This is a genomic window from Acidovorax sp. sic0104 (assembly GCF_019219095.1).
Lineage (GTDB): Bacteria > Pseudomonadota > Gammaproteobacteria > Burkholderiales > Burkholderiaceae_C > Acidovorax.
The window spans coordinates 43,145-55,295 of the sequence record NZ_JAHUWH010000010.1 but is presented as its reverse complement, the minus strand read 5'-3'; the positions used below and the strand labels follow the sequence as shown (position 1 = coordinate 55,295).

Here is a 12,151-nt window from a genome sequence, read left to right as displayed (position 1 = left end):
TGTCCGGCCAGACCAGCGAGGGCCGTGGTCGGGGGCTCTAGGGCAGATCATCGGCGCGGTGGAACACGGCCAGGGCGGCGGCTGCCAGGGGCCAAGGATAATCGCGGTCTTCCCCGCTTCGGGCCGCCGCGCCTTCGACCACCATGCCAGCCCCCACCCCTGCCCCCCGCAAAGCCCCCACCAGCAAGGCCGACAAGGAAGTGCTGTTCAAGGGCGTCACCTGCGCCCTGATCGGCCTGGTGATCCTGCTGGCGCCCCATGTCGCTCGCTCCACCAGCGTGCGCGAACTGATGGCCCAGGCGTCCGTGGTGGGCTGGTTCGCGTTCGTGCTGGGGCTGGCCTTCATCGTGCAGTATGGCGTGCGCCGCGCCAAGGCCAGCCGCAGCCGGCCGTGACACCGGCCACCCCCGCCCTGCCACCGCCCGCCCGCGCCGTGGACGGCGCTTCTGCCCTGGCGATGTTCCAGGCCCTGCAGGCACGCGCCCAGGTGGCCGGCATCACCCTGCGCAACCCGCCACCCGAGCCCACAACGTGCTGCGGCCGGGGCTGCAACGGCTGTGTGTGGGAGGGGTTTCTGGACGCCGCCGAATACTGGCGGCAGGAGGCCCTGCTGCAGTTGCAGGGCTGATTTCAGGCATTTTTTGCCGCTATCGCTCTTGGGGCAAGCGTCATTTGCTATCAAAACACTAGCAAAATCAACCTGCCGCGGCGGCCCGATGCGACCCAGGCGCAGCGGTGCTCAGGCTCAGCCCAACTCCTTGACCGCCATGTACTGCTCGCGCCAGGCTTCGAACGGCAGCGTGTCCGCAGCCTCGATGGCCTTTTGCGCGGCCATGGATTCGTCGGCCAGTGCGAGATAGCGGGCCTGCTGATCGGCGCTCCACGGCAGTCCGAGCAGCGCATCGCGTGCCGCCATGGATTGCTGCAGCGCAAAGCTCTCGAAGCTGTTGTGGTGCGCCGACTGGATTGCGCCGAGCACTCGGGCCGAAGGGGTCTGGGCCGGCGCGGCCATGAGGGCCCGTGCATCCTGCAGCGCTGCGCTGTAGTCGTCGGTGCCGTGGGTTGCATCGAGTGCGGCGGCCAGTGGCGCGCACTCGGCCAGTACCTCGGCGCCCCAGTCCGCCAGGGTCACGCTCAGGCCATTGCGCGCCAGATGCAGGCCCGGCTCGCGGCCACGCTCTGCCGTGAGGTGCTGGTTGTGCTTGAGCTCGGCGATTTCGGCCGGCGTGTCGGGCGGGCTGTCGGACAGCAGGCAGTGCAGCAGGAACACGTCCAGCAGGCGCATGGTGGGCGCGGTGATGCCCACGGGCACGAACGGGTCCAGGTCCATGAGGCGCACTTCAACGTATTCGACGCCGCGCTCGCGCAGCGCGTGCAGCGGGCGCTCGCCGGTGCGCACGGTGCGCTTGGGGCGGATGGTGCCGTAGAACTCGTTCTCGATCTGCAGCAGGCTGGTGCCCAGCTGGTTGTAGTCGCCGCCCGGGTTGCGCACGCCCAGGGTTTCGTAGGCGGGATAGGGCTTGGTCAGTGCCTCGTGCAGCGAATTGGCATAGCCCTTGAGGCCGTTGTAGCTCACGGCCAGCGTGGCCTGGGCATCGCTCTGGTAGCCCAGGCGCCCCATGCGCAGCGACGTGGCGTGCGGCAGGTACAGCGCCTGCCCGCCGGGCAGCTCCTGCAGGCCGTGCTCGCGCCCCGCCACGAAGCAGGGGCACAGCGCGGGCGATGCGCCGAACAAATACAGCAGCACGAAGGCATGGCGGCGGAAGTTGCGGATGAGCGAGAAGTACTGCTCGCTGTCCACACCGGGCAGCGACCAGTTGTAGTGGATACCCGAGATGGTCTGCATGCGCCGGCCATACCGGTGGCCCAGGCCCATGCGGTAGACGCTCTTGGCACGCCCCACGTTGGAGCTGCCGTAGCGGCCGATGGGAATGGTCTCGTCGGTAGGCAGCCCGCAGGGCATGCTCGATGCCCAGAGCAGCTCGCCGCCGCTGTCCTTGAGCGTGTGGTGCACGAACTGGTGCACTTCGGTCAGCTCGTTCAGGCACTCATCCACGCCCTTGTGGGCACCCGTGATGAGTTCGAGCTGCGACTCGCTGTAGTCGGTGGTGACCAGCGGGTGCGTGAGCGCCGAGCCCAGGGCCACGGGGTGCGGAGTCAGCGCGAGTCCCCCGGCCGGCAGCGCGCGCAACCCTTCCTTCTCGATGCCGCGGCGAATCCCTCCCAGGGCATCCGCCGGGTAGGCGGCCAGTCTTTCGTGCAATTTGCTCATATCTTTATACCGATCCAACTTCTGTCGGCCCGGAACTTAGCACGGAGCACGATTGCACGTACGGACGTGGCTTAAACCCTGGCCGCCAGGGCCTTTCCAACCTCGTTGGTGCCCTGCGCCGCGCCGCTTTGTGGTACTTGCTCACCGGCGCGCTCCGTGACCTCGGCCAGGCGGGCTGCCAGTTGCTCGGGCACGTCGGCGCCAATCCCCAGGTGGATGCCCTGCGTGAGCGTGATGTGGGCCGCCTCGAAGGAGCCCGCCCCCGCGCACAGGATGGTGCGCGTGGGTGCGCTTTCGTGGGCCAGCACCAGCATGGCGGGCACCACGGCTTCGGGCTTGAGCGCGTCGAGCACCTCCTGGGGCATCAGGCCTTCGGTCATGCGCGTGGCGGCCGTGGGGGCCAGCGCGTTCACGCGAATGCCGTACTTGGCGCCTTCGATGGCCAGCGTCTGCATCAGCCCCACCTGCGCAAGCTTGGCCGCGCCGTAGTTGGACTGGCCGAAGTTGCCGTACAGGCCCGTGGACGAGGTCGTCATCACGATGCGGCCGTACTGCTGCGCCACCATGTGCGGCCACACGGCCTTGCAGCAGTGGGCGGCACCCATCAGGTGGACCTGAACAACCAGGTTGAAGTCGGCCATGTCCATCTTTGAAAACGACTTGTCGCGCAGGATGCCGGCGTTGTTGACCAGGATGTCCACCCGGCCCCAGGCGTCGATGGCCTGCTGCACCATGGCTTGCACCGCCGCGAAGTCGGTGACGGACGCGCCGTTGGCCAGCGCCTGGCCGCCAGCCGCGATGATCTCGTCGGCCACCGCCTGCGCCGCGCCCACGGTGGCGCCGCTGCCATCCACCGCGCCTCCCAGGTCGTTGACCAGCACCTTGGCGCCGCGTGCGGCCAGTGCCAGCGCATGCTGACGGCCCAGGCCACCCCCTGCACCTGTGACGATGGCCACGCGGCCTTGGAAGTCGATACCCATGAATGCTTCTCCTGTTGGTTGTCTTTGCACAATAGAGGGCCGGTGCCGGGGGCACGCTGCGCGTGGGACTTTAAGCCAGACGGCGCGCAGCCGCGGTTGCGCATGCGACTGGCGGGTACGCGCCCGGGCCCGATCAGTTAAGGTGCTCGTCGCCGATCCCCGGGAGTGCACAGCCTGTGCCCGGTGCCTGGCGACGAGCGCTCTTCATTTCATAGCTGTCAGCGCTTTTCCAGCAAGCGCCAGCAGCATTTTGGCAAAGGAAATCTCCCATGAAAGCTACCTGGAACGGCGTCACGGTCGCCGAAAGCGACGACACCGTCGTGGTCGAAGGCAACCACTACTTCCCTGAAGCGTCGCTCAAGCGCGAGTACTTCACGTTCAGCAACCACAAGACCACGTGCCACTGGAAAGGCCAAGCCAGCTACCTCTCCCTGCTGGTCGATGGCGAGATGAACACGGATGCGGCCTGGTTCTATGCCGATCCCAAGCCCGAGGCCGAGGAAATCCGGGGCCGGGTCGCGTTCTGGAAAGGCGTGAAAGTACAGGCCTGACGCCCCAGCGGCAACCCGCGCCGGTTATCCCTGCGCGCGCTGGACAATCGTGTGGATAAGTTTTGGCAAGTCCTGTATGACAACGCCAAGTGCTTGATTCATATGACACGGCATTGAACTGCACATTTTTTAGGCAGCGAGCGGAAAGAGGCCTTCCGGTTATCCCTGCCAGCACTGGACAATCCTGTGCATAAGTTTGGACAAGCCTTGTATGACAGCGTCAAGTGATTGATTTACAAGGATTGTCCTTGTGTTGCCCAAAAATAAGGCACCCCATCAACCCTGCGGTGCGGAAGCCTTTGCCTGGTGGCAGCAGACGCCAAAACCCGGGGTTATCCAAGCCTCCGCTGGACAATCATGTGGATAAGTCTGGACAAGCCTTGTATGACAAGCATAAGTCATTGATTTACAAGACATATCCTTGCGCTGCTTAAAAACAAGGCACCCGGCGCATGCCGACGCGGAGCGCGCACTCCATCCCAAACCACGCCAGACGTTCCTCTATTCATAGCTGCCAGCGCTTGCCCCATCAGCGCCAAAACCCTAAAACATGTCAGATCTTCACCTCCTGCACAGCCCCGCCGCCGAACGCAACAGCGCGCCCATCCTGGCCTGCCTGCAACCCCTGCTGGCCCCCCAGGGGCGCGCACTGGAAATCGCCAGCGGCACCGGCCAGCATGCGGCGCATTTCGGCGCCGCCCTGCCCGGCTGGACCTGGCAGCCGAGCGACCTGCATAGCACCCACTTCGGCTCCATCGCCGGCTGGGCCGCGAAGGCCGGTGCCGGCAACGTTCTGCCTCCCGTGCTGCTCGACGTGATGCAGACGCAGTGGCCTGCCGATGGGGCCTCCTTCACAGAGGAGTTCGACCTCATCTACTGCGCCAACATGCTCCACATAGCCCCGTGGGCCTGCTGCGCGGGCCTGGTGCAAGGCGCAGCGCGTCACCTCGCGCCGGGTGGCCGGCTCGCCACCTACGGTCCTTACCTCGAAGACAATGTGCCCACCGCTGCGGGCAACCTCGCGTTTGACGCCAGCCTGCGCGCACAGGACAGCGCCTGGGGCATCCGGCGCCTGGAAGACGTGGCCGCAACCGCCGCCGCAGCAGGGCTCGCACTGCAGCAGCGCCACGCCCTGCCCGCCAACAACCTCTTGCTGGTGTGGGCGCGCGCAGAAGGCTCCGCCCCCTGACCGCTGGCCTGCCCGCTCGCCCGCTTGATTGATCGATTGACCCACCGACAGCCCATGACCCAGCCCGCCGCCCCCTTCTTCATCGCCCACGTAGAACCCGACGGCCTGCAATGCGACGCCTGGCCCGAGCAGCCCCTGCTGCTGTCCATGGAACAGGGCGGGATCGACTGGCCCAGTTCCTGCCGCAACGGCACCTGCCGCACCTGCATCGGCGTGCTGGCCGAGGGCGAGGTGCGCTACGCCATCGAGTGGCCCGGCCTGACCGCCGAGGAAAAGGCCGAGGGCTGCGTACTGCCCTGCGTGGCCTACCCGGTGAGCGACGTGCGCCTGCAAGCGCCGAGCATCTGAGACCCTCTTCCAGGTTTTTTAAGGCCGCAACCCATGGCGGCCCGGAACGCGAAGGCGCTTTCGCGCTTGCTGCGCCCGGCAGTCCTCACCCAGAATCTCCCGCACATGCATTGCAAAGGGAGGGAGGACGCCATGAACATCCACGCCACGCCGGCCGCTCCTGCGGCCACCGCACCCTGCGCCGCCGACCGCCGCCTCACCCGCGACGACATCCTGACCCAGTGCATCGCCGCAGACGCGCATTGGGCCGAGCACCCCGGACGCAACCTGGTGCTGCTGTTCGACGGCACCGGGAACATCCTGGGCAATCAGCAGGACACCAATGTGGTCAAGCTCTTGCGCATGCTCGGCAAGGGCCGCGACCCGTCGGGCGGCGAGCCCACCCAGCTGGTGTACTACGACCCCGGCGTGGGCACGGCCAACGAATTCCCGGCGGATGGCATGGTGTCGAAGGCCGGGAACCGCCTGCGGCAGCTGGCAGGCCTCGCACTGGGCAACGGCGTGTTCCCCAACATCGCCGAGGCCTACCGGTTCCTGGTCAACACCTACCAGCGCGGCGACCGCATCTATCTGTTCGGCTTCTCGCGCGGCGCGTTCACGGCGCGCGCCGTGGCCGGGATGATCAACATGTACGGCCTGATCCACACCGAGGGCCTGCCGCTCATTGAAAACATGGTGCGCACCTACTTCGCTCCCAGCGACCACAAGAATCAGGCAGGCACCAAGGAGCGCACGGATTTCGCGCAGGACGTGATCAAAAATTTCTCGCTGGGCCGCACACCGCTGGTGCACTTCGTGGGGGTGTGGGACACGGTGGAGGCCATCGGCCTGGGCGGTGTGGGCAGCATCAGGATCAGCAATTCCAAGGGGTTCGCAGACAAGCGCTTCGCCCACGTGCGCCATGCCATGTCGCTGCATGAATCGCGCAGCAAATACGCACCCCGCCGCTACGACGACCCGCACTTCACCACCGAAGAGAAGCCCTGGCGCAGCTACGACCAGCGCTGGTTCCGCGGCGTGCACAGCGATGTGGGCGGCTCGTACGCGCGCGACGGGCTGTCCGATCTCACGCTCGCCTGGATGGTGGACGAAGCCCATGCCCAAGGCCTGCGCGTGGACAAAGGCCAGCTGCGGCCCGGCGACCCGCTCGCCGCCATGCACGACCAGGCCTACGACTGCCCCTACTGGGCCTGGACGGGCCTGAACGCACGCGAGCGCGAGGCCAGCGACTTCATCGACCCCACGGCACGCCCGGTGGACGGCGCCGTGCCCGCCAGCACCGTGCCGCGCACGCAGCCCTGGCGATGGCTGGGGATGGCGCTGGCCATCGCGACAGCCGTGCTGTTTGCCATCACATTCCGGCAGGGCCTTGACGCATGCGATTTGAGCGCGGCTCCCGCGTGGGCGCGGCATCTGCCGTCGGCGTTTCAAATCTCAGCCCATTGGCACGACGAATGGGGCGTGGCCTGCGGCGACACCGTGGGCGTGCGCCGCGCCATCGCCTGGGACTGGGCCCTGCTCGCCAGCTATGCCCTGTGGCTGGCCTACCCGGTGGCCTGGTCCCTGCGGCGGCTGGTGGCACTCGCCGTACCGCCGGGCCGGGCACTGGGGGCGCTCTACCGGCATGCACACTGGGTGATGGGCCTTCTGGTGGTGTCGGACATCGTGGAGAACTGCGCCACGCTGCACATGCACCAGCCGCATTGGCCGACCGCGCTGACGATAGCCAGCAGTATCAAGCTGCTGTCCCTGCTGCTGCTGGCCAGGGTGATGCTGGCCGGATTCCGGGCGGGGCGCGAGGGTAGCCGCGGCCCCGCGTCGCCCGCGGCCCAACTGCACTAAAATCGCTGCTTTTGGGGCGCAGAGCGCTCCTGCACCGTGCGGCCAGCGCCGCGCTGCCCGCTCTTTGGAATCGGCCCTACCGGGCCGTGGCCGGATCAGCGTGCGGTGCCCGCCACCCGCGCTGCCCATCGAAAGCCGCCCTCCAATGACCTCCCCCCTGACCCCCGTGCCGATCTCGCCCGTCGAGGACATCGTGGCCGAGATGCGCGCCGGGCGCATCGTCATCCTGGTGGATGAAGAAGACCGCGAAAACGAAGGCGACCTCGTCCTGGCCGCCGACCACGTGACCCCCGAGGCCATCAATTTCATGGCCCGCTTCGGCCGGGGCCTGATCTGCCTGACCCTCTCCCGCGAGCGCTGCGAGCGTCTGCGCCTGCCGCCCATGGTGGCCAGCAACGGCACCAAGATGGGCACGGCCTTCACCGTTTCGATCGAAGCCGCCGAGGGCGTGACCACCGGCATCTCCGCCGCAGACCGCGCGCGCACGGTGCAGGCCGCTGTGGCGCCGAACGCCGTGGCCGCCGACCTGGTTCAGCCCGGCCACATCTTCCCCCTGCAGGCCGTCGAAGGCGGCGTGCTCATGCGCGCCGGCCACACCGAAGCCGGCTGCGACCTGGCCGTGATGGCCGGCTGCAGCCCCGCGTCGGTGATCTGCGAGATCATGAAGGACGACGGCACCATGGCACGCCTGCCGGACCTGCAGATCTTTGCCGCTGAACACGGCCTCAAGATCGGCACCATCGCCGACCTGATCGAATACCGCAGCCGCAACGAATCGCTGGTCGAAAAAGTGGGCACGCGCGTGCTGCAGACGGCCTTCGGCGCCTTCACCGCGCACGCCTTCCGCGACAAGCCCAGCAAGGAGCTGCACCTGGCCCTGGTCAAGGGCCAGTGGGCCGCCGACGACGTGGTGCCCGTGCGTGTGCACGAACCGCTGTCGGTGCTGGACGCACTCGAGGTCAACCGCTCCATGCATTCGTGGAGCCTTGACACCAGCCTGCAGCACCTGTCCGAGCAGGGCAAGGGCGTGGCCGTTCTGCTCAATTGCGGCGAGACGGCCGACCAGCTCCTCGCGCAGTTCGAAGGCACGGCCCGTGCGGCGCAAGCCCCCGAACGCGGCCGCATGGACCTGCGCACCTACGGCGTGGGCGCGCAGATCCTGCGCGAATGCGGCGTGCACAAGATGGCCCTCATGGGCCAGCCACGCCGCATGCCCAGCATGGCGGGCTACGGCCTCGAGATCACCGGGTTCATTCCCAAAGAGTAAAAGAACAGAGAACAGGATCACTCCATGTTTGGCGCAGAAAAAGGAACGGCGGACAAGCTCGACGGCAAGAAGCTGCACATCGGCATGGTGCAGGCCCGCTTCAATGAAGGCATCACCAACGCCCTGGCCGCCGCATGCCGCGCCGAGCTGCTGGCGCTGGGCGTGCAGGAAAAGAACATCAAGCACGTGCTCGTGCCCGGCGCACTCGAAGTGCCCGTGGCCCTGCAGGCCATGGCCGAGGCCGATGAGTACGACGCGCTGATAGCGCTGGGCTGCATCATCCGCGGCGAGACCTACCACTTCGAGCTGGTGGCCAACGAGTCCGGCGCGGGCGTCACACGTCTGACGCTCGACTACCAGATCCCGATAGCCAACGCCATCATCACCACCGAGAACATGGAACAGGCCATCGCCCGCCAGACCGACAAGGGCGTGGACGCTGCCCGCGTCGCGGTGGAGATGGCCAACCTGCTGGACGAACTGTCATGAGCGAAAGCACCCCAACACCCGCCCGCCCGCCCAAGCAGTCGCGCACCGGCCTCAAGAGCACCGGGGCCCGCAAGGCGGCCTCCAAGTCCAACCGCAGCCGCGCGCGCGAATTCGCACTGCAGGCGCTGTACCAGCACCTGGTGGGCGGCAACGACGCCCACGCCATCGACGCCTTCACGCGCGACCTGGCAGGCTTTCACAAGGCCGACTCGGTGCACTACGACGCGCTGCTGCACGGCTGCATCGCCACCGCGGCCGACATGGACGCGCTGATCACCCCGCTGCTGGACCGCAAGATGGCCGAGATCTCGCCCATCGAACACGCCGTGATGTGGATCGGTGTGTACGAGTTCCAGCATTGCCTGGACGTGCCCTGGCGCGTGGTGCTCAACGAATGCATCGAGCTGGCCAAGGAGTTTGGCGGCACCGACGGCCACAAGTACGTGAACGCTGTGCTCAACGGCCTTGCGCCCAAGTTGCGCGCCGTGGAAGTCGCAGCCGACAAGGCTGCGGGCAAAGGCAGCAGCCCCGCTGCCGACGAAGATACGCCGCCCGCCTGAGGCCAGACGGCCTTCGTCGCACGCCGCTGCCGGCCACCGTTTGCACGCTGGCGGCAGACACGATCCGGCGCTCATTCTTTCTGCGGCCGAGCATGCCCGCTGCCCAGGACCGATGGGCACCACGGACCTTTTGCCATGAGGTTTCCATGAAGTTTTCCACGCGCGCCGAGCGCATCGAACCGTTCTATGTGATGGAAGTCGCCAAGGCAGCGCAGGCCCTGGCGCGCAAGGTGGCGGGTACGCGCGAGCCGATGATCTTCCTGAATATCGGCGAGCCGGATTTCACTGCGCCACCCCTGGTGCAGGAGGCCGCCGCACGCGCTGTGCACAGCGGCGCCACACAGTACACCAACGCCCTGGGCCTTGATGCCTTGCGCGAGCGCATCAGCGGCTGGTACGAAAGCCGATTTGGCGTTCAAGTCCCCGCGCGCCGCATCGTGGTGACGGCCGGCGCATCGGCCGCGCTGCAACTGGCGTGCCTGGCGCTCATCGAGTCGGGCGACGAGATCCTCATGCCCGACCCGAGCTATCCCTGCAACCGCCACTTCGTGAGCGCGGCCGAGGGCAAGGCCGTGCTGCTGCCCACCACGGCCGCCGAGCGCTACCAGCTGAGCGCCGACAAGGTGCGCGCCGCGTGGACGGACAAGACCCGTGGCGTGCTGCTGGCCTCACCGTCGAACCCTACCGGCACGTCCATTGCACCCGATGAACTGCGCCGCATCCACGAGGTGGTGCGCGAGCACGACGGCATCACGCTCATCGACGAAATCTACCTGGGCCTGTCGTACGAAGAAGAATTCGGCCACACTGCGCTCGCCATCGACGACAACATCATCAGCATCAACAGCTTCAGCAAGTACTTCAACATGACCGGCTGGCGCCTGGGCTGGATGGTGGTGCCCGAGGCCATGGTGCCCGTGGTCGAACGTTTGGCGCAGAACCTGTTCATCTGCGCGAGCACCGTGGCCCAGCACGCTGCGCTGGCCTGCTTCGAGGCCGAGAGCATCGCCGAGTACGAACGCCGCCGCGCCGAGTTCAAGGCACGGCGCGACTTCTTCATCCCTGCGCTGCAGGAGCTGGGTCTCTCGGTGCCGGTCATGCCCGACGGGGCCTTCTATGCCTGGGCCGACTGCACGCAGGCCGCAGAGCGGCTCGGGGTGCAGGGTAGCTGGGACTTCGCTTTCGAGGTCATGAAACGCGCCCACATCGCCGTGACGCCCGGGCGCGACTTCGGTACGGCCGAGCCCGAGCGCTTCATCCGATTCTCGACCGCGAATTCCATGGCGCAGTTGCAGGAGTCGGTGGAGCGGCTGCGCAAGCTCCTCGGATGAATGGCGACGGCGAGCAGACCCACGATGGCGTTTGAATATCCGATCCGCATCTATTGGGAAGACACCGATACGAGCGTGGTGACGGCATGGACAGTGCACTTGCGTGTTGGCAGCCCATGGACAATAGATGACCTATGACTGACCAACAAGACCTAGTAACGAAGATCTTCGAAGTTGAACTGAAGGTCCGAGACTATGAGTGCGATATGGACCACGTGGTGAATAACGCGGTCTATCTAAACTACCTGGAACACGCTCGCCACGAGCTGCTGGAATCAAAAGGACTCAATTTCGGGGGCCTTTCAAAGCGCGGCATAAGCCTAGTCGTCACACGAATTGAGATTGACTACAAGGGATCATTGGTAAGCGGCGATAGGTTTGTCATCCGTAGTTCTTTGCAGCGAAGTGGGCGAATTCGATTTCTCTTCATTCAAACCATCCACCGCATTTCAGATTATCGACTGATGCTAAATGCGATTGTGACTGGCACAGCATTGAATGCACGTGGGCGCCCCGAGTTTCCCACCGAAATCGAACGGGCCTTCGAGTAGTTTCCTCAGTGACTTGATTCGATCGAAGAAGATTGATCTTCTTCTCGACGCTGTTGAAATTCACTGAGACCTGACCCCCGCGTTTTTCATCGAATACCGACTCACTCTGTTGTGTAAGATGAGAGGTCTACGATGTGGATAAATGCTGGGTTTTCTCCTTTTTAGGCTGAGGCTTGGCAGAGTTATTTTGAACCGATAGTTGTCTTTGTGTATGGAGTTGCCGCAAAATGCGCCGCTGTTTGCGCGACTTTTTTGTCTCAAGGGCTAGCCAGGTAGGAAGCTTCTCTGCGAATGGATCGAGTTTGCTGGAGCTCTCGCGCTTGGCATAGCTCGATTGCTCATCACCCGAGCGCAGGCACTTCTTTACGATGTTGCGAGCCAGGCCTGTGCGCCTTAAAATCTCGCGGATGGACGGCTGCTCGCGTAAGGCCCATCGCCTGATGACAATGAGTGTCGCCACGTCTATCACTCCTGAAATCTCCTGCTCCTAGAATAAGCAGAATGGGGTTATTACGTGGGTAAGCTTCAAATGGCAATTACTGCTTGAATTGGATCAATATTCAATGGAATTCAAAATTCTACGGGGAAGGCGGCGTGCGAAAGCTGTCTAAGCAGACAACAACGAGCGCAAGGCGCAGTGGTGTGTGGAGAAGCTCTGCAATCTGGCCAAGATCGTCATGGTGATTGCACAAGATGACCACGCCGGCCCTTATTGACTCCAACAAATAAAGTCCGTCGGATGAAAACAAAGTCCGTCGGGCGTTTCCTGCA

The 12,151-nt window shown here is 65.2% G+C and carries 13 protein-coding genes and 1 pseudogene; 11 read left to right on the top strand and 3 right to left on the bottom strand.

The window, feature by feature from the left end; translation table 11 throughout:
* Nucleotides 1–143: 143 nt before the first annotated feature.
* Complete coding sequence (locus KW835_RS16660; protein WP_218384371.1) at nt 144–395, top strand: hypothetical protein; 252 nt, start codon at nt 144–146, stop codon at nt 393–395.
* Nucleotides 392–628, top strand: a complete 237-nt coding sequence (locus KW835_RS16655) for an oxidoreductase-like domain-containing protein (protein ID WP_370633639.1) — start codon at nt 392–394, stop codon at nt 626–628. The genes KW835_RS16660 and KW835_RS16655 overlap by 4 nt, the downstream gene beginning before the upstream one ends.
* 117 nt (nt 629–745) lie before the next feature.
* Here KW835_RS16655 and gshA read toward each other — a convergent pair whose 3' ends face one another.
* Nucleotides 746–2,272 (bottom strand): glutamate--cysteine ligase, encoded by a 1,527-nt coding sequence (gshA, locus tag KW835_RS16650; RefSeq protein WP_218384370.1) that lies wholly within the window; start codon nt 2,270–2,272, stop codon nt 746–748.
* Between the two features lie 71 nt (nt 2,273–2,343).
* Complete coding sequence (locus KW835_RS16645) at nt 2,344–3,252, bottom strand: SDR family NAD(P)-dependent oxidoreductase (protein WP_218384368.1); 909 nt, start codon at nt 3,250–3,252, stop codon at nt 2,344–2,346.
* Between the two features lie 269 nt (nt 3,253–3,521).
* On the opposite strand from KW835_RS16645, the gene KW835_RS16640 reads away from it, so the two are divergent.
* From KW835_RS16640 to KW835_RS16600, 9 genes are all read left to right on the top strand, one after another.
* Nucleotides 3,522–3,803 carry a DUF427 domain-containing protein gene (locus KW835_RS16640; protein ID WP_218384367.1) on the top strand — a complete coding sequence of 94 codons (282 nt, stop codon included), beginning with the start codon at nt 3,522–3,524 and terminating at the stop codon, nt 3,801–3,803.
* 550 nt (nt 3,804–4,353) lie between these two features.
* Entirely contained in the window at nt 4,354–4,992 is a 639-nt protein-coding gene (locus tag KW835_RS16635) for a DUF938 domain-containing protein (RefSeq protein WP_218384365.1), read from the top strand.
* A 54-nt stretch (nt 4,993–5,046) separates the two neighbouring features.
* Nucleotides 5,047–5,340, top strand: coding sequence for a 2Fe-2S iron-sulfur cluster-binding protein (locus KW835_RS16630; protein ID WP_218384356.1), 294 nt, complete (start codon nt 5,047–5,049; stop codon nt 5,338–5,340).
* Nucleotides 5,341–5,472: 132 nt separating this feature from the next.
* Nucleotides 5,473–7,182, top strand: coding sequence for a DUF2235 domain-containing protein (locus KW835_RS16625; RefSeq protein WP_218384354.1), 1,710 nt, complete (start codon nt 5,473–5,475; stop codon nt 7,180–7,182).
* Nucleotides 7,183–7,327: 145 nt separating this feature from the next.
* On the top strand, nt 7,328–8,449 hold the full coding sequence (ribBA, locus tag KW835_RS16620; RefSeq protein WP_218384353.1) for a bifunctional 3,4-dihydroxy-2-butanone-4-phosphate synthase/GTP cyclohydrolase II: 1,122 nt from the start codon (nt 7,328–7,330) through the stop codon (nt 8,447–8,449).
* A 24-nt stretch (nt 8,450–8,473) separates the two neighbouring features.
* Complete coding sequence (ribH, locus tag KW835_RS16615) at nt 8,474–8,938, top strand: 6,7-dimethyl-8-ribityllumazine synthase (protein ID WP_218384351.1); 465 nt, start codon at nt 8,474–8,476, stop codon at nt 8,936–8,938.
* The gene (gene nusB, locus KW835_RS16610) at nt 8,935–9,498 is read left to right on the top strand and encodes a transcription antitermination factor NusB (protein WP_218384350.1); all 564 of its coding nucleotides are present in this window, start codon (nt 8,935–8,937) and stop codon (nt 9,496–9,498) included. Before ribH ends, nusB begins: the two co-directional genes overlap by 4 nt.
* 146 nt (nt 9,499–9,644) lie before the next feature.
* Nucleotides 9,645–10,829 carry a pyridoxal phosphate-dependent aminotransferase gene (locus tag KW835_RS16605; protein ID WP_218384348.1) on the top strand — a complete coding sequence of 395 codons (1,185 nt, stop codon included), beginning with the start codon at nt 9,645–9,647 and terminating at the stop codon, nt 10,827–10,829.
* A gap of 134 nt (nt 10,830–10,963) precedes the next feature.
* Nucleotides 10,964–11,380 carry a thioesterase family protein gene (locus tag KW835_RS16600; protein WP_218384346.1) on the top strand — a complete coding sequence of 139 codons (417 nt, stop codon included), beginning with the start codon at nt 10,964–10,966 and terminating at the stop codon, nt 11,378–11,380.
* Nucleotides 11,381–11,591: 211 nt separating this feature from the next.
* Here the strand turns inward: KW835_RS16600 and KW835_RS16595 are convergent.
* Nucleotides 11,592–11,849, bottom strand: a pseudogene (locus KW835_RS16595) (IS21 family transposase); the annotation flags it as partial.
* Between the last annotated feature and the right edge of the window lie 302 nt (nt 11,850–12,151).

Bases quoted from the DNA above. Each gene is read 5' to 3' on its own strand.
- KW835_RS16660 (WP_218384371.1), top strand. From the start codon at position 144: ATGCCAGCCCCCACCCCTGCCCCCCGCAAAGCCCCCACCAGCAAGGCC.
- gshA (WP_218384370.1), bottom strand. From the start codon at position 2,272: ATGAGCAAATTGCACGAAAGACTGGCCGCCTACCCGGCGGATGCCCTG.
- KW835_RS16645 (WP_218384368.1), bottom strand. From the start codon at position 3,252: ATGGGTATCGACTTCCAAGGCCGCGTGGCCATCGTCACAGGTGCAGGG.
- KW835_RS16640 (WP_218384367.1), top strand. From the start codon at position 3,522: ATGAAAGCTACCTGGAACGGCGTCACGGTCGCCGAAAGCGACGACACC.
- KW835_RS16635 (WP_218384365.1), top strand. From the start codon at position 4,354: ATGTCAGATCTTCACCTCCTGCACAGCCCCGCCGCCGAACGCAACAGC.
- KW835_RS16630 (WP_218384356.1), top strand. From the start codon at position 5,047: ATGACCCAGCCCGCCGCCCCCTTCTTCATCGCCCACGTAGAACCCGAC.
- KW835_RS16625 (WP_218384354.1), top strand. From the start codon at position 5,473: ATGAACATCCACGCCACGCCGGCCGCTCCTGCGGCCACCGCACCCTGC.
- ribBA (WP_218384353.1), top strand. From the start codon at position 7,328: ATGACCTCCCCCCTGACCCCCGTGCCGATCTCGCCCGTCGAGGACATC.
- ribH (WP_218384351.1), top strand. From the start codon at position 8,474: ATGTTTGGCGCAGAAAAAGGAACGGCGGACAAGCTCGACGGCAAGAAG.
- nusB (WP_218384350.1), top strand. From the start codon at position 8,935: ATGAGCGAAAGCACCCCAACACCCGCCCGCCCGCCCAAGCAGTCGCGC.
- KW835_RS16605 (WP_218384348.1), top strand. From the start codon at position 9,645: ATGAAGTTTTCCACGCGCGCCGAGCGCATCGAACCGTTCTATGTGATG.
- KW835_RS16600 (WP_218384346.1), top strand. From the start codon at position 10,964: ATGACTGACCAACAAGACCTAGTAACGAAGATCTTCGAAGTTGAACTG.